We start from the raw sequence: 25,256 nt of genomic DNA, 5'->3' as shown, positions 1-25,256 counted from the left end.
TGATCAGAGTCTTTGCGGCCGCCGAAGGTCAAGGGTCATCGGGAAATCTTCAGAGGCTTCTTCGTTGCGCAGCACATAGCTGGACGGCGTATGGCCACGTGGCTCGAAGCGGGCGAGCCGCCGCGCCTCCGCTTCGTTGCCGTTGACCGGGAAGGTGTCGTAGCTGCGCCCGCCGGGATGTGCCACATGATAGACGCAGCCGCCAACCGCGCGGCCCGACCAGCGGTCATAGATGTCGAAGACCAGCGGGGTGTTGACCGGTAGCGCCGGATGCAGGCCCGACGCCGGCTGCCAGGCCTTGAAGCGCACGCCGGCCACCGAGATCTCGCGGTTGTCGGTCACCTTCATCGGCACGACGCGGCCGTTGCAGACGACGGCGTGACGCTCCGGGTTGAGCCCCTCGGTCTTCACCTGCAGCCTTTCGACGGAGGAATCGACAAAGCGTACGGTGCCGCCGATCGCGCCTTGCTCGCCCATCACGTGCCACGGCTCGAGCGCCTGCCTGAGTTCCAGCTTGACGCCGGCATGCTGGACCTCGCCGCAGAACGGGAAGCGGAATTCGAGCTGGGCGTCGAACCATTCCGGACGGAACGCAAAGCCGTTCAGCTTGAGGTCGTCCAGCACGTCGAGAAAATCCGCCCAGACATAATGCGGCAGCATGAAACGGTCGTGCAGCGAGGTGCCCCAGCGCACGAAGCGGCCGTCGAGCGGGTTCTTCCAGGCCCGGGCGATGATGGCGCGCACCAGCAATTGCTGCGCCAGGCTCATGCGCGCGTTGGGCGGCATCTCGAAGCCGCGGAATTCGACCAGCCCGAGCCGGCCCGTCGGCCCGTCCGGCGAAAACAGCTTGTCGATACAGATTTCCGAGCGATGCGTATTGCCCGTCACGTCGGTCAGAAGGTTGCGGAACAGCCGGTCGACCAGCCACGGCAGGGGTGCCGCGCCCTTGTCCGGATGTGGCACCTGCGCCATCGCGATTTCGAGTTCGTAGAGCGAATCGTGGCGCGCCTCGTCGAAGCGCGGCGCCTGGCTGGTCGGGCCGATGAACAGGCCGGAGAAAAGGTAGGACAGCGACGGATGCCGCTGCCATTGCAGCACCAGGCTCTTCAACAGGTCGGGGCGGCGCAGGAACGGACTGTCATTGGGCGTTGCGCCGCCGACGACGACGTGGTTGCCGCCGCCGGTGCCGGTGTGGCGGCCGTCGATCATGAACTTGTCGGCGCCAAGCCGCGTCTGCCGCGCCTCCTCGTAGATCGCCGTGGTCGTCGCCACGCAATCCTGCCAATTCGCGGCGGGGTGGATATTGACCTCGATGACGCCGGGATCGGGTGCGACACGGATGACATTGAGGCGCGGATCGTGCGGCGGGCCGTAGCCCTCTATATGCACCGGCAGGCCGATCGCCCTTGCCGCGTTCTCAGCCGCCGCCACCAGTTCGAGATAGTCCTCCAGCGCCTCGACCGGCGGCATGAACACACAAAGCCGTCCGTCGCGCGGCTCGACCGAAAGGGCCGTGCGCACGGCGCCGCCGATCTCGGTGATCTCCTGTTCGACGCGTTCCTGCTGGCCGGTAACGGCCGTAAAGGATACCGCCTGCTGGCGTCGCGCCATCTCGTCGGCGCCCTCCAGTTCGGCCGCAGCGGGCGACGAAGCAGAACCGGGCAAGATCGCCTCGCGCGCCGGCAGTGGTCCGCGCGGCAGCGACGGATCGACCGGGACTATGTAGGGGAACTGCGCCGGCGGCACATAGGGCAGCGTGCCGAGCGGCAGGCGGTAGCCGACCGGCGAATCGCCGGGCACCAGGAACAGCCTGCCGCGCCGCGTCTTCCATTTCTCCGAGCGCCAGCGCGGTCCGGAAGCCTGGCTGTTCCAGCGCTGGACGGGCAGCACATAGCCCGACGGCTTGGTCAGCCCGCGTTCGAACACCCGCGCCATGCGGCTGCGCTCCTCCGGATCCTCCAGCTTCGAATTGGAAGGATCGACGTTGTCAGGCAGCTTGCCTTCCTTGAGCAGCCACTCGGCCGGATCCTCATAGGCTTCGCTGACCATCGTCTTGTCGATGCCGAGTTCGTCGGCGATCGCCGTCAGCAGGCCTTCGGCCTGCTTCGGTCCGACATCCGCCTCGCTCTTTTCATGCGCGATCAGCGACGGGTCGCTCCACACCGGCTCGCCGTCGGTGCGCCAGTAGAGCGAGAAGGTCCAGCGCGGCAGGCTTTCGCCGGGGTACCATTTGCCTTGCCCGTAATGCAGGAAGCCGCCCGGCGCGAAGCGTTCGCGCAGCCGGCGGATCAGCGCGTCGGCCTTTTCGCGTTTGGTTGGCCCGACGGCAGCGGTGTTCCATTCTGCAGCCTCGAAATCGTCGATCGAGACGAAGGTCGGCTCGCCGCCCATGGTCAGCCGCACATCGCCGGCCTGGAGCGCAGCATCGACCTGGACCCCCAGCGCGTCCAGCGCCTGCCAGCTCTCGTCGGAGAACGGCTTGGTAATGCGCGGATGCTCGGCGATGCGGTCTACCCGCATGTCGAAGCCGAATTCGACATTGGCGAAGCTCGCCATGCCGGAGATCGGCGCGGCATTGCGGAAATGCGGCGTTGCCGCGAGCGGCACATGGCTTTCGCCGGTGAGCAGGCCGGAGGTCGGGTCGAAGCCGATCCAGCCGGCGCCCGGCAGATACACCTCGCACCAGGCATGGAGGTCGGTGAAATCGGTCGCCGTGCCGGGCGGCCCGTCGAGCGCAACGAGGTCGGGTTTGAGCTGGATCAGGTAGCCGGAGACGAAACGCGCGGCGATGCCGAGGTTCCTCAGTATCTGCACCAGGAGCCAGCTGGAATCGCGGCACGATCCCTTGCCGGCGGCCAGCGTTTCCTCGGGCGAGAAGACGCCGGTTTCCATGCGCACGATATAGGCGATCTCGCGCTGCAGCCGCGCATTGAGGTCGACGACAAAATTGACGGTGTTGGTCGGGTGGCGCGCGAGGGTTTTCAGGAATGCCTCCAACAGCGGCCCCGCCGGTTCCGGCGTCCGGTAGATGGTCAGATCGTCCCGGATCTCTTCGGGGTATTCGAACGGAAACGTCTCGGCCGACGGTTCGACGAAGAAATCGAACGGATTGTAGACCGTCATGTCGGCAACGAGATCGACCTCGATCTTCAGTTCCGTCACCGGCTCGGGAAAGACGAAACGGGCAAGGAAATTGCCGTAAGGGTCCTGCTGCAAATTGACGAAGTGGTTTGCCGGCCCGACCTTCAGCGAATGGCTGAGCACTTTGGTGCGGGAATGCGGCGCAGGCTGCAACCTTATGACTTGCGGGCCCAAGACGACCGGCCGGTCGTATTTGTAGTGGGTCAGGTGATAGACGGCTGCCAGAATTGCCATGGTGCCCCTGAAGTCGGCGTTTCAAAAGGAGTTCGCTGAACCCTGACACGAATGCTGACCATTCTCCAAGCAGAGATGTTGCGCTGCACCTAAATTAAGCAGCTTTCACAGCTTCACGAAACGGAGCGCCGAGCCTGGAATTCCGTGGCGTGGCGGCAAGACGTTGCAACGGTGCAGAGCCGAAGGCCGGCGGGTCAGCACCGGGCGCTTCCCGCCGACATTGATGTCAGCAGCACGCGCGATGCTTGGTCGAAAAGAGCTGAAAAGAAAAACCCGCCTCGGTGAGCGGGTCTTCGGTGCGAATTGGCACCATAGCCAAGTTAGTAGCATAGCTGCCGGCACAAAGCAAGAACAAAATGTGGCACCGTCGGCGAAAATTGCCGATCTCCCGCCTTGCGAGGGGAGATGCCAAGCAGTGGCGCCCTGGCAGCGGAGGACACCTGCCAATGCTAAAAGAACGCCTGCAACCCGGTCTGCGCCCGTCCGAGGATCAGCGCATGCACATCATGCGTGCCCTCATAGGTGTTGACGGTTTCCAGGTTCTGGGCGTGGCGCATGACGTGGTAGCCGATCTGGATGCCATTGCCGCCATGCATGTCGCGGGCCTGGCGGGCGATGTCGAGCGCCTTGCCGCAATTGTTGCGCTTGACGAGCGAGATCATCTCCGGCGCCATCTTGCCTTCATCCATCAGCCGCCCGACGCGCAGGCTGCCCTGCAGGCCGAGCGCGATCTCGGTCTGCATGTCGGCGAGCTTCTTCTGGAAAAGCTGCGTGCCGGCCAGCGGCTTGCCGAACTGCTTACGGTCGAGGCCATATTGGCGGGCGCGGTGCCAGCAATCCTCGGCCGCGCCCATGGCGCCCCAGGAAATGCCGTAGCGTGCCCGGTTGAGGCAGCCAAACGGCCCTTTGAGACCCGAGACGTTGGGCAGCAGCGCGTCGTCGCCTACCTCGACGCCTTCCATCACCACTTCGCCGGTGATCGAGGCTCGCAGCGACAGCTTGCCACCGATCTTCGGCGCCGACAGCCCGTTCATGCCCTTTTCCAGGACAAAGCCGCGAATCTGGTTGTCATGCGCGCGCCCACTTTCGTCGGACAACTTTGCCCAGACGACGAACACGTCGGCGATCGGCGCATTGGAAATCCACATCTTCGAGCCGGAGATCCTGTAGCCGTTCGCAGTCTTCTCGGCCCGCGTCTTCATGCCGCCCGGGTCGGAACCGGCGTCAGGTTCGGTCAGACCAAAGCAGCCGATCCATTCGCCCGACGCCAGCTTCGGCAGGTATTTCTTGCGCTGTTCTTCCGAGCCATAGGCGTGGATCGGATACATTACCAGCGACGACTGCACGCTCATCATTGAGCGATAGCCCGAGTCGATCCGCTCCACTTCCCGCGCGACCAGCCCGTAGGTGACGTAGTTGGCGCCGAGCCCGCCATATTCCTCGGGGATGGTGATGCCGAGCAGACCGGCCTCGCCCATTTCGCGGAAGATCCCGGCGTCGGTCTTTTCCTCGAGATAGGCTTCCTCGATCTTCGGAGCGAGCTTGTCGGCGGCAAACGCCGCGGCGCCATCGCGCACCATGCGCTCGTCTTCCGAAAGCTGGGCCTCGATCAGGAAAGGATCATCCCAGACGAATGCGTTCTTGTCGGCGGCCATGGCTCTCGGTCTCCCAAACTCATGCATGTCGCCCAAAGCTTGCCCGCGGGCCTGACCCGAGGGTGTTCGGCAGCTTGGGGATAACGACATGCATCGAAACAGAAATCTTGAAACGCGCGGCTTATCGGCTCCCGTCCTGAAAAAATCAAACGAAATAGCTTCGCCGATCCATGAGCATTGGTGATGGATCATCAATGTCGAGCGCCGCCGTCTGACCTGGCGGCGCAGCCCGGCTCGCGAAATTACTTCCGCTTCAACGCATCGGCCAAAGCGGCGCCGAACGCGCCCTGCTGCACCGGCCGCTCCGGCTGGCGTTGGGGCGCGGGCGCGCGCGGCACCGGCCTGCTGCCATTGTCGCGCGGCTTCGGTGCGCCACCGTCGCCATCCTTGCGCATCGACAGACCGATGCGCTTGCGCTTGATATCGACGTCGACGACACGCACCTTGACCACGTCGCCGGCCTTGACCACCTCATGCGCGTCCTTGATGAACCGATCGGCCAGTTGCGAGACGTGCACCAGTCCGTCCTGGTGCACGCCGATATCGACGAAGGCGCCGAAGGCGGCGACATTGGTGACAGTGCCTTCAAGCTGCATGCCGGGCTTCAGGTCCTTGATGTCGTCGATGCCGTCGGCGAAGGTCGCGGTCTTGAAGCCGGGGCGCGGATCGCGGCCGGGCTTTTCCAGCTCCGCCAGGATATCGCGCACCGTCGGCAGGCCGAAGCGCTCATCGACGAAGACGCGCGGATCGAGCGCCTTGAGTGCGGCGCTGTCGCCCATCAGCGAGCGGACGTCGCGCCCGCAGGCCGCGACGATCTTCTTGGCCACGCCATAGGCTTCCGGATGCACCGCTGACGCATCGAGCGGCTCGCTGCCGTTTGGAATGCGCAGGAAGCCGGCGCATTGCTCGAACGCGCGGGGTCCAAGGCGGGAGACCTTCAACAGTTCGCGGCGGCTGGCGAACGGGCCGGAGGCATCGCGATGCGCAACGATCGCCTCGGCCAGCGATGCGCCGAGACCCGAAACCCGCGCCAGAAGCGGCGCTGACGCCGTGTTGAGATCGACGCCGACGGCGTTGACCGCATCCTCGACCACCGCTTCCAGCGAGCGGCCGAGGCGGTACTGATCGACGTCGTGCTGGTACTGGCCGACGCCGATCGACTTGGGCTCGATCTTGACCAGTTCGGCGAGCGGATCCTGCAGGCGCCGTGCGATCGACACCGCCCCGCGCAGCGACACGTCGAGGCCGGGAAATTCCGCCGCCGCCGTTGCCGAGGCGGAATAGACAGAGGCGCCGGCCTCGCTGACGATCACCTTGAGCGGCTTCGGCCCGGACCCGGCAGGCATGTCAGCCAGCATGTCGGCCACCAGCCTTTCGGTCTCGCGGCTGCCGGTGCCGTTGCCGATCGAGATCAGCTCGACCTTGTGCAGCCGGATGAGCTTGGCCAGTTCGGCCTGCGTGCCGCGGACATCGTTCTTCGGCGGGAACGGATAGACCGTTGTCGTCGCCAGCAGCTTGCCGGTGCCGTCCACCACCGCCACCTTGACGCCGGTGCGAATGCCCGGATCGAGCCCCATCGTCGGCCGCGAGCCGGCAGGCGCGGCAAGCAGCAAATCCTTGAGATTGCGGGCGAAGACATGGATGGCTTCTTCTTCGGCCCGCTCGCGCAGATCGCGCATCAGATCGAGCGTCAGGTGCAGCGACAGCTTTATGCGCCAGGTCCAGCCGGCGACCTCCATCAGCCAGCGGTCTCCCGGCAACTGGCGGCCGATGGCGTAGGCGTCGGCGATCATCCGCTCGACCGGCTTCACCGGCGAGATATCGTCGGCATCGACCTCGATGTCGAGCGACAGAACCTCCTCGTTGCGGCCGCGCAACATGGCCAGCGCGCGATGGCTCGGCACGTTGGCCCAGCGCTCGACATGGTCGAAATAGTCGGAGAATTTCGCGCCGGCCTCCTGCTTGCCGTCAACGACGCGCGAGCGCAGGAAGGCGCGTTCCTTCATATAGGTCCGCAACTTGCCAACCAGGTCGGCATTCTCGGCGAACTGTTCGGACAGGATGTCGCGCGCACCCTCGAGCGCCGCCTTGGTATCGACGACGTCTTCGCTGATGTAGGCCAGCGCCAGCTCGGCGGGTACGACCGTACGGTCGGCGAGAATGGCTTCCGCCAGCGGGCCCAGCCCGCGCTCGCGTGCGATCTCGGCCTTGGTGCGGCGCTTCGGCTTGTAAGGCAGGTAGATGTCTTCGAGTTCGGCCTTGGTAGCGGCCGCAGCGATCTTTGCCTCGAGCTCCTCGGTCAGCTTGCCCTGCTCGCGGATCGAACCAAGGATGGTGTCGCGGCGCGCGTCGAGTTCGCGCAGGTAGGCCAGCCGCTCGGCAAGGTTGCGCAGCTGCGTGTCGTCGAGGCCGCCGGTGACCTCCTTGCGGTAGCGCGCCACGAACGGCACGGTCGCGCCGTCGTCGAGCAAACCGATCGCCGCCGCAGCCTGTTCGGGCCGCGCGCCGATTTCGGCGGCTATGATGGTTGCGATGCGCTTGATGTCGGCTGCCATGTCGTACCTGTCGCTAGTCGAAACGAGCAGCGACCATAGGCGCGGAGCACTGCTGCGCCAACTGCGCCATTTTCAACCCGGCGAGAGGTCCACAGGAAAGGTCGGGCTGTCTGGATGGATCAGACCATCCGGCTCAGCGCCTCGAAGAAAGAAATCATATCCAGATCGAGCGGATCGTCGACCGGTACCGGCTGCGACGACATCTTTGCGATTACCATTTCGGCCTTCGGATTGACGTAAAGCCACTGGCCGTGGATGCCGATGCCGCAGACGGCGCCGCTTGCCGCGCCCGTCTGGTACCATTTGTTGCGGTAGCGGCCACGCGGAAACAGGAACGCCATCGTGCCGCGCCGCCAGGCCTCGGCGTCACCGCCGGTTTCGGCCGTGTCGCGCACCCAGGCTTCCGGCACGACGCGGCGGCCATTGGCCGTGCCGCCTTGCCGCATCATCTCGCCGACGCGTGCAAGGTCGCGCGGCGTCACCGAAATGCCGCCGGCGGTGCGCGCCGTTCCTTCCGTGTCGACTGTCACCGAGGCATCGCCGACGGCGCCGAGCGGCTCCCATAATTTTTCGCGCATCAGATCGGCGAAACGCCGGCCAGACGCACGTTCGAGCAGGATGCCGAGCAGGTCGGAATTGGGCGAACGGTAGCGGAACGTCCGGCCATGCGGCTCGGCCAGACCCTGCAGCGTCATGAGGAAAGTGGCCAGGCTCTCGGTGCCCCCGCCCGGATTCCACAGCATGGCGCGGCGATAGCGGGCGAAGGCGCTTTCCGGATCGAGATAGGCCTCTTCGAAATCGAGGCTGACACTCATGTCGAGCACGTGCCGCACACGCGCATCGCCATAGGCCGAGCCGGCGGCTTCGGGCAGATAGCGGCTTACCGGTGCCTGCGGATCGAAAATCCCCTCGCCTTCCAATATGCCGGCAACAATGGCGGTCAGCGACTTGCTGATCGAAAAGACGATGTGGCGCGCCCCAAACTCCATATGCGGCGCGAACCAGTCGCCGACGAATTCGCCGGCTTTCATGATCGTCAGCGCGTCGGTATCGGAGCGCCTGAGAAAAGCTGCGACAGTCTCCGCGCCGCCTGCAAGAGCGACCTTTTCGCCAAGTAGCCCGCCGAAATCCTGCGCCGGCGCCTCGCTGCTGCCCGGCTGTGCCGCCACGGCAGCGCTCGGCACCAGCTCGCCGACATTCTGGAACGACCACCGGCTGAACGGGCTTTCCCGCCAGTTGCCGAGCAGAACCTCATTGCGGCGAAAGCCGTATCTGGTCTCGAACGCGGTCTTGCCGGCCATGGTGGTCCTTGCGGATTTTCTTTGAGGTTCAGGCGAGCGCCGCGGCAATGGCATGCACGGCCTTCAGCGTCCCCACCGAATAGCCGATGTTGGTGAAATCCGGATAGCTCGAAAGCTTCACCACGACCATTTTCGTATCCCAGTCGATATGGATCAGCTGCCCGAACACGCCCCGGCACATCAGCGCGCGCGAGCGCGGGTCCTCGATCCAGAACTGGTTGCGGTAGCTGCCTTCCGGCAGGCTGGGACTGAAATCCGGCCCATGCCTGCCATTGCGTGTCGCCTCGATCCAGTCGGCCGGCACGATTTCGCCGCCATTGTCGAGGATCAGCTGGCCGAAGCGGCCATAGTCGCGCAGCGTGGCGTTGAAGCCACCGTCGGCGATGGCGTAGCCGGCGCCGTCGACGGTGAAGCAGGCGCTTTCATCGGCGCCGAGCTTTTGCCAGAGCTCTTCCGAAATCAGCTGCGCCAGCCTTTTGCCGCTCACCCGCTCCATGATGAAGGCAAGCACGTCGGTCTCGATCGAGCGGTATTCGAAGGCGGCGCCGTGTGGCCGCATTTTTTCCTTGAGCCCGAGGATCAGTTCAAACATATGCGATGGCCAGCGGAAGGCTGGATCGCTGTCCGGCGGCACCGGTTTCCAGCCGCTGGCGACATCGACCTGGCCGATGTCGGAATAGGGATCGGCGTATTCCTCGGAAAAGCGCACGCCGCTCGTCATGTCGAGCACATGCTGCACGCTGGCGCCTGCCCAGCCTGTCGCTTCCAGCTCCGGCAGATATGCCGTCACCGGCAAGGCCGGATCGATCAGTCCGCGCCCGACCAATATGCCGAACACCGAGCCCGTGACCGACTTCGCCATTGACTGCGACAAATGCAGCGTGCGCTCGGCCATGCCGTTGAAGTAGCGCTCATAGGCGACCTTGCTGTCCTTGAGCACGAGAAACCCGTCGGTATAGGTCTCGTCGAGCAGCCCGGCGAGCGTCGTCGGCTGCCCCATGCTGTCGCTCACCGGCAGCGCGTCGAGATCGACCTCAGCTCGCTCCAGTCGGTGGCGATGGCCATTGCCGCGCCAGATTTCGATCGTCGGCAGGATTTCGCGAATATGCTGGAACGCCCAACGATTCCATGGCGGCCGGTCCCAGTCGAGCTTCGGCGGCACCATCCGCGGCGGCGAATCCCGCATGATCGGCGGCGCCGGTTCGCTGTTGCGATAAGATTTCATCCAATCCCCTTGTCGCAAAGAAGGGAGGCCGAAGCCTCCCTTCGATCGATCCCACGTCGAGCCTATTTGCGCAGATTGGTCCAGATCTTGTTGTAGATCTCGACCACTTCCGGTGGGCAAGGTGGCACGAATTCCGCAGTCGGCGCACCGGCCGGCGGATTGATTTCCGGCGCGCTGGCGAAGTCCGGCGGCAGGAATTTGTGGCTCCCGGTAATGCCGTTGTCGTAACCGGCGAATTCCGAAATCAGCGCGGCGTTTTCCGGGGCCATGACGAAATCCTGAAACAGCTTCGCATTTTCAAGGTTCTTCGCGCCTTTCAGCACGGCCACATTGTCCATCCAGCCTTCGATGCCTTCCTTGGGATAGGCGTATTTGATCGCCGGAATTTTCTGGCGCGCACGATAGGTTGCGCCGTTCCACGCCTCCGTGACGATCACATCGCCCGAGGTGATCTTGGTGATGGTGTCGTAGCTGAAGGTCTTCCATGACGGCTTGGCGGCCATGAGAATGTCGTTGACCTTCTTCAGATTGGCCTTGTCGGCGCCGCAACGCGGCACGCCGGCATAGCGCTCGGCCGCGTGCATCACGGTGTTGACATCGTCGAGCATGTTGATCTGGCCTTTCAACTCGTCCGGCGGGTCGAACAGGATTGCCAGCGTGTCGATGTCGCCCTTGTATTTGTCGGTGTTGACTTCGAACGCGGTGGTGCCGAACTGCCACGGCACGGTGTAGTGACGGCCTTTGTCCCAGTAGATGTCGACGAAGCGCGGGTCGAGGTTCTTGCCGTTCGGCATCGCATTGGGCTCGGTCTTTTCGAGCAGGCCCTCATCGATCATGATCTTCACGGTGTAGTCGGATGGGACGACGATGTCGTAGCCGGAATTGCCGGCGCGCACCTTCGACAGCATGGTCTCGTTGGAATCGTAGTCGTCCAGCGTCACCTTGACGTTGTATTGTTTTTCGAATTTCTCGATCAGCTTGGGGTTGGTGTAATCACCCCAATTGTAGATGTGCAGCTCACCATCGGCGAGTGCAGGTACTGCCCATAAAAGTGCTGCCGTCGAAACGGCAGCCATCAGTTTCCTAGACATCACAGTCTCCTTTGCCTTCCCATTGACTCACTTGGCGCGGCGGCGCGCGATCAGGAACGATATCGAGACGAACAGGATCGACACCAGCAGCAGGATGGTGGAGATGGCATTGATCTCCGGCGTCATCGGCCGCCTGATCTGGTTCCAGATGTAGAGGGGCAGCGTCGTCTGCCCGGGGCCGGCGACCAGCTGCGTGATGGTGAAATCGTCGAAGGAGACGATGAAGGCGAGCGCCCCACCCGACAGGATGCCGGGAACCAGCAATGGCAGCGTTATGCGCCGGAAAGCATGCCAGGGCGTGGCATAGAGATCGGCCGCGGCAGCTTCGAGCGTCAGATCCATGTCCTCGAGACGCGCCCGGATCGGCATATAGGCGAAAGGAATGCAAAAGACGGTGTGGGCGAGGATCAGATTGCCGATACCGAAATTGAGCCCGAGAGTGCCCGCGATCAGCGCAAAGAACGAGAGCGTCGCCACCGCCGTGATGATCTCCGGAACCATCAGCGGCAGGTTGATGACCATGAAGGCGGCCGACAGCCCGCGCCACGGCTTGACCCGGGTCATGCCGATCGCCGCCAGCGTCGCGGCGATCGTCGAAATGATCGTGGCGGTGACAGAGATGATCAGCGTGTTCTTGGCGGCGTTGTGGAATTCCTGGTTGAGCAGCGCACTGCCATACCAACCGAGCCCGATGCCTTCCCAACGCGTGACCAGAGACCCGGTGTTCAGCGAGAAGATCATCAGGATCAGGATCGGCGCGTAGAGCACGCAGAGGCAGATCATGGCGATCGAGCGGAAGCCCGGTTGGTCCTTGATATCGGCGCTGCGGGGGTCAGCCATGCCTCATCTTCCCCGACGTGTTACGGACATAGAAGTAGAGCGCCACCAGCACCGCTGCCATCAGGATCAGCGCCTGCGCGCAGCCGAGCGGCCAGTTGCGCCCGGAGCCGAATTGCTGGGCGATGAGATCGCCGATCATCAGGTGGATACCGCCGCCGAGGATCAGCGGCGTCACATAGGCGCCGAGGGCCGGAATGAACACAAGCAGGCAGCCGGCGATGATGCCGGGCAGCGACAGCGGGATGATCACCCGCCATAGCACCTGCCGACGGGTCGCATAGAGATCGTAGGCGGCCTCGACCAGCCGGAAATCCAGCTTCTCCAGGCTGGAATAGAGCGGCAGCACCATGAACGGCAGGAACGAGTATAACAGGCCGAGCTGGATGGCGAAGTTGGTGTAGAGCATGGTGATCGGTTTCTCGATCACCCCCAGAGCCATCAGTGCGTTGTTGATGAGGCCCTCGTCGCGGATGATGAACATGATGGCAAGAGTGCGCACCAGCAGGTTCGACCAGAACGGGATGGTGATCAGCAGCACCCACCAGTTGCGCTGCGCCGGCGGTCGCGTGGCCATGAAATAGGCTGTCGGAAAGCCGAGCAGCAGGCAGATGACCGTCGTCACCACGGCGAAGACGAACGAGCGCAGATAGATGATCAGGAAATCCGGCGTGAACTGCAGCGTGTCGTCGAAGATGTCGCGCTGGAACAGGAAGTTCAGATAGGCGTCGGTCGAGAATTGCCACTGCACGCCGCCATAGGGTGCTGCGGCAAGAAATGAATAGATGACGATGATGAGAAGCGGCAGCACGCCGAAAATGCCGATGATTATCAAAGCTGGCAACGAAAGCAGGCGGTGGCGCCTGGCGCTGGCCTTCTCCGCCTCTGCTTCAAACAATGCAGCTTGGGAAAACGCGCTCGTCATCAATCCCTCAGCACTTGCGCGGCGTCGTTGCCGATCGAGACACCGACCTTGTCGCCCCGCTCGAAACCGCAGCCTGCGCTGCGCGTGTTCTGCTGGCGCACGGTGAAGGCTTCGCCGCTGTCCAGTTGGACATGAATATGCGTGTCGGTGCCGAAATAGACGATGTCTTCGATGGTTCCCGAAAGGTCGCCCTTGCCGCTGGTCAGCTTGGCGTGTTCCGGCCTGACCACCACGGTAGCATTATCCTTCGGCTGGAAGCCTTCAGCCACGGTCGCGTCGATCGTTGCGCCGGATTTGAGGGTCGCGCGAGCCTTGCCGTTGCCGATGTCGGTGATGGCTGCGGTCAGGAAATTGGTTTCGCCGATGAAGTCGGCGACGAAGCGCTCGGCCGGCTTGTCATAGATGTCCCAGGGCGTGCCGACCTGCAGGATCTTGCCGGCCGACATCACGGCGATGCGGTCCGACATGGTCAGCGCTTCCTCCTGGTCGTGGGTGACGAAGATGAAGGTGATGCCGGTCTGGTGCTGCAGCCGTTTCAGTTCGATCTGCATCTCCTTGCGCAGCTTGTAGTCGAGCGCCGACAACGGCTCGTCGAGCAACAGCACTTTTGGCTGCGGCGCCAGCGCGCGGGCCAGTGCCACGCGCTGCTGCTGGCCGCCGGAGATCTGGCTGGTGCGGCGGCCGCTGAGCGCCTCCATCTTGACCAGCTTCAGCATCTCGGCAACGCGCGCCTTGATTTCGGCTTTCGGCTTGCCCAGCATCTCCAGCCCGAAGCCGATATTCTCGGCCACCGTCATGTGCGGGAACAGCGCATAGGACTGGAAGACGGTGTTGACCGGCCGCTTGAACGGCGGCAGCGGCGCGATGTCGTGGCCGTGCAGCAGGATTTCGCCTTCGCTGGGGAAGTCAAAGCCGGCGATCAGCCGCAGCAGCGTCGTCTTTCCGCAGCCCGACGGCCCCAGCAGCGTGAAGAACTCATTCTCGCGGATCGACACCGAAACCGTGTCGAGAGCGGCGACTTGTGCGTCACCGGTACCGAACACCTTGCGGACGCCGCGGACCTCGATTGCACTCTTACCCGGCTGATCCGGCACGCACTTCCCCATTGTTATGTCCGCTCTTGTTGGCGGATCCAGTTCCCATTCGATTGTCAGCATATGCCGGTCGGCTTGGCAACCATGCATCTGAATCTCGGTTCAGAACGCAAGCTCCGTGCCATCGTCAGCCCCATCATCAACCTGATGACTGATCTTGCCGCCGCAGATGGTAGTCACCGGATGCACCTTGTGTAACAAACCCGGTTCAGTTGTCTCGATATCGGCCGACAGCACCACCAGATCGGCCAGATAGCCGGTTTTCAGCCGGCCCTTGCGGTGCTCCATGAATTCGGCATAAGCGCCTTCGACTGTATAGCCCGCAAGCGCTTCCAACAGCGAGAAGCTCTGGTCGGGAACGCCGTCTGCCCAAGGTTTGCGCAGCATCGCCGCCTGAATGCCCAGGATCGGCTCGATCCGCGACACCGGCCAGTCGGAAGCGAAGACGACATGCGCACCCGCCTGCTTCAGCGTCCGCCAGGCATAGCTGAGCGGCCATCTTTCGCGGCCGATGCGCGAGAGCGTCGGCTCCAGCGGGAAGTCCATGGCGCCGGGCGGGTGCGGCGGCTGCATCGAGGCGACGACGCCGAGTTCGGCGAAGCGCGGCACGTCGGCGGCAGTGGTGACCTCGATGTGCTCGACCCGGTGCCGGCTGTCGCGTTTGCCGTTCTTCCGCTGCGCCGCCTCGTAACCGTCCAGAACCGCGCGCACCGCGCCGTCGCCGATCGAATGCACGGCGACCTGCAGCCCACGCCGGTCGGCCTCCACCGCCACCTCGGCGAGATGCTCCGGCGTAAACAGCGGCTCACCGCGCCAGCCCGGCCGGTCGGCATAGTCGTCGACCATGACCGCGGTCCAGCCTTCCAGCACGCCGTCATAAAACATCTTGACCATGCCGGACGACAGCCATTCCGATCGGTAGGCGGAAGCCATCCTCGACGCCTTTTCCAGCCTGTCGAGCGTCATGAAGTTCTTGAAATGAAAAGGTATCTTGGTGCGGCAGAGCAGCCGGCCTTCCTGCTCCAACCCGGCAAGCAGTTCGAGCTGGTAGAGATTGCCGTCCATGTTCTGGATTGAGGTGATGCCGTGGCGGGCGCACCATTCCAGCCCGCGATGCATCAGGGCACGGTCGGCCGCGATTTCAGCGGCGGAAGGGTACGGCTCGGGCTCACCGCCTGTCGCGAGGCCGAGCCGAACGCGATTCTGCCCGGAAAGCTCGAGGATCGGCCCGAACGCCTCGCCCTCGCGCAATTCGCCGGCCGCGAGGCCGTCGGCGCCCATGACGATCTCGTTGCCGGGGCCGAGTTGCTTGCCGTGCAGGATGCCTGCCAGTTCCAGCGCCTTGGTGTTGGCCCACATCGTGTGGTGATCGGAAGCAGACATGGCGAACGGCCGGTCGGGGATAATGCGGTCGAGATGATGGCGGGTGACCGGTTCTTCCCTGGAAAGGATGGTGTAATCGACCCCGGCTCCAAGCAGCAATTTGGCGTTCGGCCGTGCCGCAGCGTAGGCGCGGATCGCGTCGCTCAGCGCATCGAAGCCATGCACGCCCTGAAGGTGCAGATTGTCCAGTTCGGCCGCGCCGCCGAAAAGATGCATGTGCGCTTCGATGAAGCCCGGCACCACCGAACCGCCTTGCGCATCGATGATCTTCGTGGCCGGCCCTTTCAGCGCCTCGATCGTCCGGCGATCGCCAACCGCCATGATGTTGCCGTCCTTTATCGCCACCGCCTCGGCCGTCGGATTGCCTTCGTCCATGGTCAGCACACGGGCATTGGTGACGATCAGGTCGGCATTTGAACTCATGATTACCCGCGGTTCGGTTGCGCTGCCGGCAGGCTAGACGACCGGCTGCCGGGCCAGCAAGCCATGGCTGGTTGGCCCAGCGCCTTGTGAAGGGCCATGCAGGACAGTTAGGGTCGCCGCGTCTCACCACGGAAAGATTTCATGAAGACTGTTTTTTCGCCTCTCCATGCCGGTCATGCCGGCAATGTCGAACTGATCGCCGGCGCCATCGTGCCGGCTTTCGAAAAGCCCTCGCGCGCCGAGTTCATCAGGGCGCGGGTGGAGAGCGAAAAGCTCGGTCCGATCCTGCCACCGGAAAGCCACGACCTCGCCGCCGCCAGGAAGGTGCATGCCAGCGACTACATCGATTTCCTGCCGACCGTATGGCCGCTCTGGGAAGCGTCGGGCCGCAGCGGTTCGGCCATTCCCTTCACCTGGCCGACGCGCGGACTGCGCGGCGACGTGCGCCCGAAAGGCATCGATGCGCTGCTCGGCTTCTACTCCTTCGACGGTGGCGCGACGTTCGTCAAAGGCACATGGGATGCGATCAAGTCGTCCTATGACGTCGCGCTGACCGCCGCCGCGCTGGTCAAGGCCGGTGAGCCTTCCGCCTTCGCCCTCTGCCGCCCGCCAGGGCACCATGCAGGGGCGGCTTTCATGGGCGGCTATTGCTTCATCAACAACGCCGCCGTCGCCGCGCAATGGTTCCGCGACCATGGCGCCGGGCGCGTTTCGATCCTCGACGTCGACTATCACCACGGCAACGGCACCCAGGAGATATTCTATCGCCGCGGTGACGTTCAGGTGCTGAACCTGCATGGCGATCCGATGACCGAATATCCCTTCTTCCTCGGCCATGCCGACGAACGCGGCGAGGGCGACGGCGAAGGCTTCAACGACAATTACCCGATGCCCTTCGGCACCGGCTGGGACGTGTGGAACGCCTCACTCGAGGACGCTTGCACGAGGCTTTCGGCTTATGCTCCTGACGTCGTCGTGGTTTCACTCGGCGTCGACACTTTCGAGAAGGACCCGATCAGCCAGTTCAAGCTGAAGACCCCCGACTATCCCAGGATCGGCCGCCGCATCGCCAGGCTCGGCCTGCCGACGCTGTTCGTCATGGAAGGCGGCTACGCCGTCGAGGAGATCGGCATCAACGCCGTCGGCGTGCTGACCGGCTTCGAGGACCGCTAGAAGCAATTCCAGGAAATAGGGCGGTTCGTCGTTTCCGTGAAACGATGAACCGCTAGAACCGCCGGCGCCTGCAAATCATGTGGCCGCGCTCGGCGCCGCAACCGGCGGAGCCGGCCTGCGCGAGCGGCCGAGGTAATAGACCGCCGCCGCTGCGATGACGCCCGCTGCCAGGATGCCCGCCGCCAGCACCGGCCGGTACCAGAACCAGGCGATGGCCATCGTCGTCGCCCCGACCAGGATCGCCAGGAAGAACGCGATGATGCCGGTACCCATCCGCGCCATGCTGCCGAGCAAAGGAATGACGTCGAGGATGACGCCGATCGGCCCGAGCAGCAGGGCAAAGCCGATGGCCAGGAGCAGCACGCCGGCGGCGCGCAGCAGCCAGGTGATCAGCGTGTTCGCGCTGACCGCTTCGGCGAACATCTTTTCCGCCGGAACATTGCCGGTGTCGACCATCAGCAACTGGTCGCCGGCGATTGTCTGGTATGGCTCGAAGCCGCCCCCCGTCTGGCGCGCGACGACGCTGACCACGCCGAGCGGCGCCAGTTCGTAGCCGATGCGGTAGTCGCCCAGCGCCGGCGACGTGGTGTTGAAACCGAGATAGATTTTTCCGTCGACGATGTTGACCCGCTTGGTGCCGGTATAGGCGGCGTCTATGGCGGCCGACTGATCGGCAGACAGTGAGAACGTCTTGTCGCCGCCGATCAGGTCCAGCACGGGCCGGTCGAGCGTGAAAGCACCGAGCTTGCCGTCCGGAATCTGGAATTGTTTGCTGTGGATCTCCATCGGCGGATTCTCGTGGCCGTCCGGCTTCTTGAACTCCGACGAATTGATCTGGCTGTCGTCCCACACCTTCGAATAGCTGTAGGTCGTCACCGTCTCCTCGCCGCCGCCCAGCTTCTTCGTCGTCTCGGATTTCTCCTCTTCTTTCCACTGGTACATCTCGGCGCCGCGCGACAGCCGCAACCCCTGCGCCGAAATACCGAAGTCCGGATCGGCAAGGCCGCTGCTCGCCGTCACCGCCCCGGTGACATGGACGAGCTTGCCGTCATTGGCGGCATCGACGCTGTCGGCGCCGACCGAGACCACCGCGCCCGATCCCTCGGCCAGCGAGCGCGCCGTCTGCACGGCCCGGCCCTCGTTCCAGAACAGGCCGATCACCATCAGCACGATCAGGAGCAGCCCGAAGACGACCCCGGCGAGCGCGCGTTTGATCCGCCCGAACCACGAGACGGACGTCACTTCCTGAAATGAATCGCTCATTATTCCCCCATCCCCCGAAACCAGTCTCGCGAAATCCGCGCTCTGCCGCGCAGTGGCAAGCAACCGGCGTCACCCCAAACCGGGGCGGACGCCCATCCGTCTCGGCACCGGGAGCTTATCGCAATCGGCGAGCCGCCGATACGGCACAGTTGCGATCCGACCCGGTTTCGCGGCCGTAAAGCCCATCGCTCACCGCCAATTCATTGAATTCGTTTCCGTCAAATCGCGTTGATGTCAGATTCGTCTGCAGTTGGATTGTAGCCGAATCAGCCGTTCCTGGGGGGGCGCGGCAATCACCAAAGCTTGATGGTCCGCAACTATTCCGGAATCAGATCGGCTAGTGGGCAATGCTCCACCAGCAGGCTCTTGCAGAGTGCTTAGTCTTCGTACGCGAAAACACCTTGGTGCGCCCGTAACCCCGTTGCGTGACGTGGTGCGGCAGACGGCGAACGACAATGCGGGCAAGGCGAGGCATGCGATCAATCCGAACACAGAGCCTGTCGGTTGGGCAGCAAGTGCACCATCATCGTAGTTCGATTCGGACGGATCTCAGTATAAAAAGGAGAGATATAGGAAAAATAAATAGGACAATAAATCCATATATGCTGCCGGCTATCAAAAATACGTTCTCATATGGGTAAAATGTAGTTATTAGACAAGCGATAACATACAATACTACGTTCTTTTCATACAATTTGTCACCAAGTATGTTCAACATAAGATATGTGTACAAAATAGCACATGTAAATATTTGTATTAAAGCCAGGCCGCTCATGCTCGCAAGCGGTCTAAAAAATACGTGAGGTATAGCCACTATGAGAATGGCAATCGACATCACCTTGAGAGCTCGCGCTTTCATTTCAGTCCCTCGGTAATTTCCTTCTGGCAATTTTCCTACGTACGGACCGCAGTTTGATCAAGTCCGAGCTGTGGAGCCTGAAGGGCCGAATTACCTTCATGCCAGCATCTGAATCGGCGCACGCAGTGGCGTGCGCTGACCGGCTCCGCGATCGCTATCCTGTTGTTGGACCATGATCTTTTTCCAGAATGCGTTCGCCCTTTGCAATGTGATGTTCTATTTTGAATGCATGGCTTGAGGAGCCTATCCATCGGAAGAACAAAAAGCGTTTTGAGCCCGGGAAAGCATTTATGAACGACGACACACCGGAAAGCGAAAGCGCCTCGGCGCTGGCGCCGTTCCGGCACGGCATCTTCCGGGCGGTATGGTCCGCCAGCCTCGTCTCCAATTTCGGTGGCCTCATCCAGGGCGTTGGCGCCGCCTGGATGATGACGACGATCGCCACCTCGTCCTACCAGGTGGCATTGGTCCAGGCCTCGACCACCTTGCCGATCATGCTGTTTGCGCTGCTGGCCGGCGCCATCGCCGACAGCTTCAACCGGCGCAAAATCATGCTGATCGCCCAGATCTTCATGCTCGTCGTCTCGGCTCTTCTGACCGTCTTCACCTATCTCGACCTGATGACGCCGTGGACGCTGCTCGCCTTCACCTTCCTGATCGACAGCGGCACCGCGCTCAACAGCCCGTCCTGGCAGGCTTCGGTCGGCGACATGGTGCCTCGCACCAAGGTGCCGGCGGCGATTGCGCTCAACTCGATGGGCTTCAACCTGACGCGCAGCGTCGGCCCGGCGATCGGTGGCATCATCGTTGCCGCGGCGGGCGCTGCCGCGGCCTTCGCCGTCAACACGCTGAGCTATGTCGGCCTCATCGTCGTGCTGGCCCGCTGGAAGCCGGAACTGCCGGCATCGACCTTGCCGCGCGAGACGCTGGGCGCCGCAATGGGCGCCGGCCTGCGCTACGTCGCCATGTCGCCCAACATTGGCAAGGTGCTGGTCAGGAGCTCGGCTTTCGGCTTCAGCGCCGGCGCGGTCCTGGCGCTGCTGCCGCTGGTCGCGCGCGACGTCGTCAAGGGCGATGCCTTGAGCTACGGCATCATGCTCGGCGCCTTCGGCATCGGCGCCGTCGGCGGCGCGCTGACCAGCGTCAGGCTGCGGCAGCTGCTGTCCAGCGAAACCATGGTGCGCATGGCATTCGCCGGCTTCGCCGTCTGCGCCTTCAATGCCGCGCTCAGCGAGAATGCCTGGCAGACGTCGCTCGGCCTGCTGCTCGGCGGCGCCTGCTGGGTGACCGCGCTTTCGCACTTCAACGTCACCGTCCAGATGTCGACGCCGCGCTGGGTGGTCGGCCGCGTGCTTTCGGTCTACCAGACCGCGACCTTCGGCGGCATCGCGCTCGGCAGCTGGGTCTGGGGTGTCGTTGCCGACGCGCATGGCGCCGAAGTCGCCCTGATGGCGGCCAGCGTCGCCATGCTGGCGGGAGGCGCCATCGGCCTGCTGCTGCCGCTGCCGCAGCAGGCGGTGCTCAACCTCGACCCGCTCAACCGTTTTCAGGAGCCGCATCTGGCGCTTGATCTCAAGCCGCGCAGCGGCCCCATCGCCATCATGATCGAATATGTCATCCGCAACGACGACGTGCCGGAATTCCTCGCCACCATGGCCGAGCGCGGCCGCATCCGCCGCCGTGACGGCGCCCGCAACTGGACATTGGCGCGCGATCTCGAAAATCCCTCGATATGGATCGAGCACTACCACACGCCGACCTGGGTAGAATATATCCGCCACAATCGGCGCGCCACCTACGCGGACGCGGTCATCGGCGAGCGTATAAGGGCGCTGCACAGCGGCAACGAGCCACCGCGCGTCCGCCGCATGATTGAGCGCCCGACGACAGCCGGCACCGCGCTGGTGATGCCGAAGGGACCGATCGAGCATTAGTGGCTGGCGGTGCGTCCAGTTGGACGAGCAAAATGAAATTGCGGCGCCTGGCCCAATCCGCGAATGCACGAACAGGATGGCCATTGTGGAGAGACGGTTATATCAGTTGGTGTGACTATGACCACTAAGGGGAGACGATGCGTTACATACGTCCGCTTTCAATTGAAGACGCCGCCGGCCTGTTGGCCGGTTCAGCCGGCACGGCCGCCATCCTCGCCGGAGGCAGCGACCTCTTGGTGCGAATGAAAGGCGGCTTTATCGAACCCGACCTGATCGTCGACATCAAGGCGATCGACGGGCTTGGCGAGATCAGGGAAACAGCCGAGGGCTTCAGCATCGGCGCGGCGGTCCCTTGCGCCGTGCTCGGCGAGAACACGGCCCTGCAGAAGGCATGGCCTGGCGTCGTCGAAGCGGCCAAGCTGATCGGCTCGAAGCAGGTGCAGGGACGCTGCACCATCGTCGGCAATCTGTGCAACGCCTCGCCGGCCGCTGACAGCGTGCCGGCGCTGGTGGCCGCTGGCGCCAAGGCGGTGGTCGTCGGCCCGGGAACCAGGCGCACGATTGCCGTGGAAGCGGTGCCGACGGGGCCGGGCAAGACGTCGCTGGCCAAGGGCGAGATCATCGAGGCAATCCTGCTCGACAAACGTCTGCCCCATTCGAGCGATGCCTATCTGCGTTTCATTCCGCGCACAGAGATGGACATCGCGGTGGTAAGCGCCGGCGTGAACTTGACGCTCGATGAGCAGGGTCGCGTCAAATCCGCCCGTCTGGCGTTGGGCGCCGTGGCGCCGACGGTGATTCTGGTCGAGGAGGCCGCCGAGGTTCTCATCGGCTCCAAGCTGGACGAAGCCACGCTGGAGAGGCTCGCCAAGGTCTGCTCGGGCGCCTGCCGCCCGATCGACGACAAGCGCGGCACTATCGAATTCAGACGCAAAGTCGCGGGTGTGCTGGCCAAGCGGGCCGCCACGACCGCCTATGCACGCGCAGGAGGCAAATGATGGCTGGTGTGGCAGTATCAACGACAATCAACGGCGACAATGTCGAGTTCCTTTGCCAGCCGGACGAGACGCTGCTTGATGTCCTGCGCGATCGCCTGGGGCTGACGGGCGCCAAGGAAGGCTGCGGCACCGGCGACTGTGGGGCCTGCAGCATCATCCTCGACGATCGGCTGGTTTGCTCGTGCCTGGTGCTCGGCGCGGAGGCCGAGGGCCGGCACGTCGAGACCATCGAGGGCATGGCGCATGGCGACAGGCTGCATCCGCTGCAGCAGAAATTTCTGGAACACGCCGCACTCCAATGCGGCGTCTGCACGCCGGGCTTCCTCATCGCGGCCAAGGACCTTTTGGCCAAGAATCCCGATCCGACCGAGGAGGAGATCCGCTTCGGCCTCGCCGGGAACCTCTGCCGCTGCACCGGCTATGACAAGATCGTGCGTGCCGTTCAGGACGCCGCCAGCGTGATGAAGGGAGCATGACGATGAATTTCGATCCGCGTTACTCCGGACGCAATTTCACCTCTGTCGGCACGCGTCCCATCCGTCCCGACGGCGTCGACAAGGTGACGGGCCGCGCACGCTATGGCGCCGACTTCAATATGGCCGGGCAACTGGTCGGGCGCGTTCTCAGAAGCCCCCATGCGCATGCCACGATCAGGAAGATCGACACGTCGAAGGCGGAGAAGCTCGCCGGCGTCAAGGCGGTGATCACCGCGGCCGACCTGCCCGACCTCACCGACGGCGATGCCGCCATGTACGACATCCTCGACAACTGCATGGCGCGCAAGAAAGCGCTCTATGACGGCCATGCCGTGGCCGCGGTGGCTGCGGTCGATGCCCGCACGGCGAGGCAGGCACTGAAGCTGATCGAGGTCGACTACGAGGTGCTGCCGCATGTCACCGACGTCGACGAGGCGATGAAGCACTCCGCACCTCTGGTCAACGACGCCATCTTCACCGAGGGCCTCGAGCAAAAGCCCGTCAAGCCTTCCAATGTCACCAAGCGCACCCAGTACGGCCATGGCGACATCCATGTAGGTTTCGGCCAGGCCGACTTCGTCGTCGAACGCTCCTTCAAGACCGAGCAGACGCACCAGGGTTATATCGAGCCGCATGCCTGCGTGGCCAATGTCAGCTCCGACGGTACCGCCGACCTGTGGGTCTGTACGCAAGGCCATTTTGTCTACCGCCAACACTGCGCCCAACTGCTTGGCATAAAAGCCTCGAAGCTGCGCGTCACCTCCTCGGAGATCGGCGGCGGTTTCGGCGGCAAGACCCATGTCTGGGCCGAGCCGGTGGCACTGGCGCTGTCACGCAAGGCCGGGCGGCCGGTCAAGCTGGTCATGACGCGCGACGAGGTGTTCCGCGCCTCCGGCCCGACCAGCGCCACCTCGATCGATGTTCGGATCGGCGCCCGCAAGGACGGCACGATCACGGCGGCCGAGGCGACGCTGCGCTATTCCTGCGGCCCCTATGCCGGCACGTGGGCCGAGATCGGCGCCATGACCGCCTTTGCCTGCTACAAGCTCGAGAACGTCAGGACGGTCGGCTACGAAGTGCTGGTCAACCGGCCCAAGACCGCGGCCTATCGCGCGCCGTCGGCTCCGATGGCGGCGTTTGCGGTGGAAAGCGCGGTCGACGAGCTGGCCAAGGAGATCGGCATGGACCCGGTCGAGTTCCGGATCAGGAACGCGGCGCAGGAAGGCACCAGATCGTCCTATGGACCGGTATACGGCCCGATCGGCATCGGGCCGACGCTGGAGGCGGTGAAGAATCACCCGCACATGAAGGCGCCGCTCGGCAAGAACCAGGGCCGCGGCATGGCCTGCGGCTTCTGGTTCAATTTCGGTGGTCAGACCTGCACCGACCTCAACATCGGCATGGACGGCTCGGTCTCCCTTGCCGTCGGAACCGTGGACGTGGGCGGCTCGCGCGCCTCGCTTTCGCTGGTCGCGGCGGAGGAGCTCGGCATCCCCTATGAGCAAATCAAGGCGGTGGTCGCCGATACCTCCAGCCTCGGCTACAACGACATGACGGACGGCAGCCGCGGCACCTTCTCGTCTTCGATGGCGACGATCTCCGCCGCTCGCAACGCCATCAAGGTGTTGCGGGAACGCGCCGCACAGATGTGGGACATTCCCGTCGACGACGTGGTCTGGGAAAAAGGTCACGCGATTGCCAAGGGCGAGAAATACGGCAACCTTGCAGCATTGTCGCTGAAGGAGATCGCGGCCGCTTCCGGAAAGACGGGGGGACCGATCGCAGGCCACAGTGAGCTCGTCGCCGACGGCGCCGGCGTCTCCTTCGCCACCCATATCTGCGATATCGAGGTGGATCCCGAGACCGGCTCGACCAGGGTGCTGCGCTACACCGTCGTCCAGGATGCCGGCAAGGCGGTGCATCCGACCTATGTCGAGGGGCAGTACCAGGGGGGTGCCGCACAAGGCATCGGCTGGGCGCTCAACGAGGAGTATATCTACGGCAAGGACGGGCGGCTGCAGAACCCTGGCTTCCTCGATTACCGGATCCCGGTCTGCTCGGACCTGCCGATGATCGACACGCAGATCCTCGAGATCCCCAATCCCAACCATCCCTACGGGGTGCGCGGCGTCGGCGAGACCTCTATCGTGCCGCCGCTGGCGGCGATCGCCAATGCGGTGTCGAACGCCGCGGGCGTGCGCATGACGCATATCCCGATGTCGCCGCCGCGCATCCTGGCGGCGCTCGAGGCGGAACGGGGAGGCTGATGGTCGAAGTAACTCTCTGGGGGTCGCTCGGCGCGATCGCCGGAGGCAAGAGCAAGGTCGAAATCGAGGCGAAGGACATAAGGGAGCTGTTCAGGAAACTGGCTGAACAGTATCCCGGCCTCGAGCCATACATCGATCGCGGCATCGCCGTCGCCATCGACGGGACGATCTATCGCGATACGTGGTCGAAGGAACTGCCGGAAGGGGCGGAGATTTTCCTGCTGCCGCGCCTTGCCGGGGGATAACTGAACAACCCTGTCCTACCCATTGACGACCAAGACATGGCCTGGGCTCGAGAAAAACCTCGGCTATCCACGAGAATTCTTGGCCAGTTCAGCCTGCGAGTTTGGCTCCTTTTCGATGACTGCTTCTGTGTCAATCACAGACATAGAGGCGAGCGAGCTACACGTCTGCTTTGAGGC

Annotated in this window: 17 protein-coding genes; 6 read left to right on the top strand and 11 right to left on the bottom strand. The window is 63.6% G+C overall.

Annotated elements, in window-relative coordinates:
• Positions 1-3 precede the first annotated feature (3 nt).
• The 10 genes from NKI18_RS03835 to NKI18_RS03790 form a co-directional block, all read right to left on the bottom strand.
• On the bottom strand, positions 4-3,375 hold the full coding sequence (locus tag NKI18_RS03835; RefSeq protein WP_353018883.1) for a transglutaminase family protein: 3,372 nt from the start codon (positions 3,373-3,375) through the stop codon (positions 4-6).
• Between the two features lie 449 nt (positions 3,376-3,824).
• On the bottom strand, positions 3,825-5,030 hold the full coding sequence (locus tag NKI18_RS03830; protein ID WP_352621725.1) for an acyl-CoA dehydrogenase: 1,206 nt from the start codon (positions 5,028-5,030) through the stop codon (positions 3,825-3,827).
• Between the two features lie 242 nt (positions 5,031-5,272).
• Positions 5,273-7,585, bottom strand: coding sequence for a Tex family protein (locus NKI18_RS03825; RefSeq protein ID WP_352621723.1), 2,313 nt, complete (start codon positions 7,583-7,585; stop codon positions 5,273-5,275).
• Between the two features lie 119 nt (positions 7,586-7,704).
• Entirely contained in the window at positions 7,705-8,886 is a 1,182-nt protein-coding gene (locus NKI18_RS03820) for a serine hydrolase domain-containing protein (protein ID WP_352621721.1), read from the bottom strand.
• A gap of 28 nt (positions 8,887-8,914) precedes the next feature.
• Positions 8,915-10,111 (bottom strand): serine hydrolase domain-containing protein, encoded by a 1,197-nt coding sequence (locus NKI18_RS03815; protein ID WP_352621719.1) that lies wholly within the window; start codon positions 10,109-10,111, stop codon positions 8,915-8,917.
• 62 nt (positions 10,112-10,173) lie between these two features.
• Positions 10,174-11,202 carry an extracellular solute-binding protein gene (locus tag NKI18_RS03810; RefSeq protein ID WP_352568095.1) on the bottom strand — a complete coding sequence of 343 codons (1,029 nt, stop codon included), beginning with the start codon at positions 11,200-11,202 and terminating at the stop codon, positions 10,174-10,176.
• 27 nt (positions 11,203-11,229) lie between these two features.
• Positions 11,230-12,042: an ABC transporter permease gene (locus tag NKI18_RS03805; protein WP_352621718.1), complete on the bottom strand. Its 813-nt coding sequence runs from the start codon at positions 12,040-12,042 to the stop codon at positions 11,230-11,232.
• The gene (locus NKI18_RS03800; protein WP_352621717.1) at positions 12,035-12,964 is read right to left on the bottom strand and encodes an ABC transporter permease; all 930 of its coding nucleotides are present in this window, start codon (positions 12,962-12,964) and stop codon (positions 12,035-12,037) included. The genes NKI18_RS03805 and NKI18_RS03800 overlap by 8 nt, the downstream gene beginning before the upstream one ends.
• Positions 12,964-14,058, bottom strand: a complete 1,095-nt coding sequence (locus NKI18_RS03795) for an ABC transporter ATP-binding protein (protein ID WP_352621716.1) — start codon at positions 14,056-14,058, stop codon at positions 12,964-12,966. Before NKI18_RS03795 ends, NKI18_RS03800 begins: the two co-directional genes overlap by 1 nt.
• Positions 14,059-14,160: 102 nt before the next feature.
• Positions 14,161-15,864: an amidohydrolase gene (locus tag NKI18_RS03790; RefSeq protein ID WP_352621715.1), complete on the bottom strand. Its 1,704-nt coding sequence runs from the start codon at positions 15,862-15,864 to the stop codon at positions 14,161-14,163.
• 141 nt (positions 15,865-16,005) lie between these two features.
• On the opposite strand from NKI18_RS03790, the gene NKI18_RS03785 reads away from it, so the two are divergent.
• Positions 16,006-17,037, top strand: coding sequence for a histone deacetylase family protein (locus NKI18_RS03785; protein ID WP_352621714.1), 1,032 nt, complete (start codon positions 16,006-16,008; stop codon positions 17,035-17,037).
• A gap of 75 nt (positions 17,038-17,112) precedes the next feature.
• Here the strand turns inward: NKI18_RS03785 and NKI18_RS03780 are convergent, their stop codons facing one another.
• Positions 17,113-18,300 (bottom strand): TMEM43 family protein, encoded by a 1,188-nt coding sequence (locus NKI18_RS03780; protein ID WP_352633620.1) that lies wholly within the window; start codon positions 18,298-18,300, stop codon positions 17,113-17,115.
• Positions 18,301-19,449: 1,149 nt separating this feature from the next.
• Between NKI18_RS03780 and NKI18_RS03775 the strand changes: the two genes are divergently transcribed.
• From NKI18_RS03775 to NKI18_RS03755, 5 genes are all read left to right on the top strand, one after another.
• Positions 19,450-21,093 carry an MFS transporter gene (locus NKI18_RS03775; RefSeq protein ID WP_352621711.1) on the top strand — a complete coding sequence of 548 codons (1,644 nt, stop codon included), beginning with the start codon at positions 19,450-19,452 and terminating at the stop codon, positions 21,091-21,093.
• Between the two features lie 137 nt (positions 21,094-21,230).
• A complete protein-coding gene (locus NKI18_RS03770) occupies positions 21,231-22,091 on the top strand; it encodes an FAD binding domain-containing protein (protein ID WP_352621710.1) in 861 nt (286 codons plus the stop codon).
• Positions 22,091-22,567 carry a (2Fe-2S)-binding protein gene (locus tag NKI18_RS03765; protein WP_352539334.1) on the top strand — a complete coding sequence of 159 codons (477 nt, stop codon included), beginning with the start codon at positions 22,091-22,093 and terminating at the stop codon, positions 22,565-22,567. Before NKI18_RS03770 ends, NKI18_RS03765 begins: the two co-directional genes overlap by 1 nt.
• Positions 22,568-22,569: 2 nt before the next feature.
• On the top strand, positions 22,570-24,834 hold the full coding sequence (locus tag NKI18_RS03760) for a xanthine dehydrogenase family protein molybdopterin-binding subunit (RefSeq protein ID WP_352621731.1): 2,265 nt from the start codon (positions 22,570-22,572) through the stop codon (positions 24,832-24,834).
• Entirely contained in the window at positions 24,834-25,079 is a 246-nt protein-coding gene (locus tag NKI18_RS03755) for a MoaD/ThiS family protein (RefSeq protein WP_023675441.1), read from the top strand. The genes NKI18_RS03760 and NKI18_RS03755 overlap by 1 nt, the downstream gene beginning before the upstream one ends.
• Positions 25,080-25,256 lie beyond the last annotated feature (177 nt).

It is taken from the genome of Mesorhizobium sp. M0800 (genome assembly GCF_040320095.1).
In the GTDB taxonomy this organism is placed as follows: domain Bacteria; phylum Pseudomonadota; class Alphaproteobacteria; order Rhizobiales; family Rhizobiaceae; genus Mesorhizobium.
The sequence above is the reverse complement of the archived record's forward strand: the minus strand, read 5'-3'. Positions and strand labels throughout refer to the sequence as shown.

Bases quoted from the DNA above. Each gene is read 5' to 3' on its own strand.
- NKI18_RS03760 (WP_352621731.1), top strand. From the start codon at position 22,570: ATGAATTTCGATCCGCGTTACTCCGGACGCAATTTCACCTCTGTCGGC.
- NKI18_RS03765 (WP_352539334.1), top strand. From the start codon at position 22,091: ATGGCTGGTGTGGCAGTATCAACGACAATCAACGGCGACAATGTCGAG.
- NKI18_RS03820 (WP_352621721.1), bottom strand. From the start codon at position 8,886: ATGGCCGGCAAGACCGCGTTCGAGACCAGATACGGCTTTCGCCGCAAT.
- NKI18_RS03825 (WP_352621723.1), bottom strand. From the start codon at position 7,585: ATGGCAGCCGACATCAAGCGCATCGCAACCATCATAGCCGCCGAAATC.
- NKI18_RS03775 (WP_352621711.1), top strand. From the start codon at position 19,450: ATGAACGACGACACACCGGAAAGCGAAAGCGCCTCGGCGCTGGCGCCG.
- NKI18_RS03805 (WP_352621718.1), bottom strand. From the start codon at position 12,042: ATGGCTGACCCCCGCAGCGCCGATATCAAGGACCAACCGGGCTTCCGC.
- NKI18_RS03755 (WP_023675441.1), top strand. From the start codon at position 24,834: ATGGTCGAAGTAACTCTCTGGGGGTCGCTCGGCGCGATCGCCGGAGGC.
- NKI18_RS03770 (WP_352621710.1), top strand. From the start codon at position 21,231: ATGCGTTACATACGTCCGCTTTCAATTGAAGACGCCGCCGGCCTGTTG.
- NKI18_RS03835 (WP_353018883.1), bottom strand. From the start codon at position 3,375: ATGGCAATTCTGGCAGCCGTCTATCACCTGACCCACTACAAATACGAC.
- NKI18_RS03830 (WP_352621725.1), bottom strand. From the start codon at position 5,030: ATGGCCGCCGACAAGAACGCATTCGTCTGGGATGATCCTTTCCTGATC.
- NKI18_RS03780 (WP_352633620.1), bottom strand. From the start codon at position 18,300: ATGAGCGATTCATTTCAGGAAGTGACGTCCGTCTCGTGGTTCGGGCGG.
- NKI18_RS03790 (WP_352621715.1), bottom strand. From the start codon at position 15,864: ATGAGTTCAAATGCCGACCTGATCGTCACCAATGCCCGTGTGCTGACC.
- NKI18_RS03800 (WP_352621717.1), bottom strand. From the start codon at position 12,964: ATGACGAGCGCGTTTTCCCAAGCTGCATTGTTTGAAGCAGAGGCGGAG.
- NKI18_RS03810 (WP_352568095.1), bottom strand. From the start codon at position 11,202: ATGTCTAGGAAACTGATGGCTGCCGTTTCGACGGCAGCACTTTTATGG.
- NKI18_RS03785 (WP_352621714.1), top strand. From the start codon at position 16,006: ATGAAGACTGTTTTTTCGCCTCTCCATGCCGGTCATGCCGGCAATGTC.
- NKI18_RS03815 (WP_352621719.1), bottom strand. From the start codon at position 10,111: ATGAAATCTTATCGCAACAGCGAACCGGCGCCGCCGATCATGCGGGAT.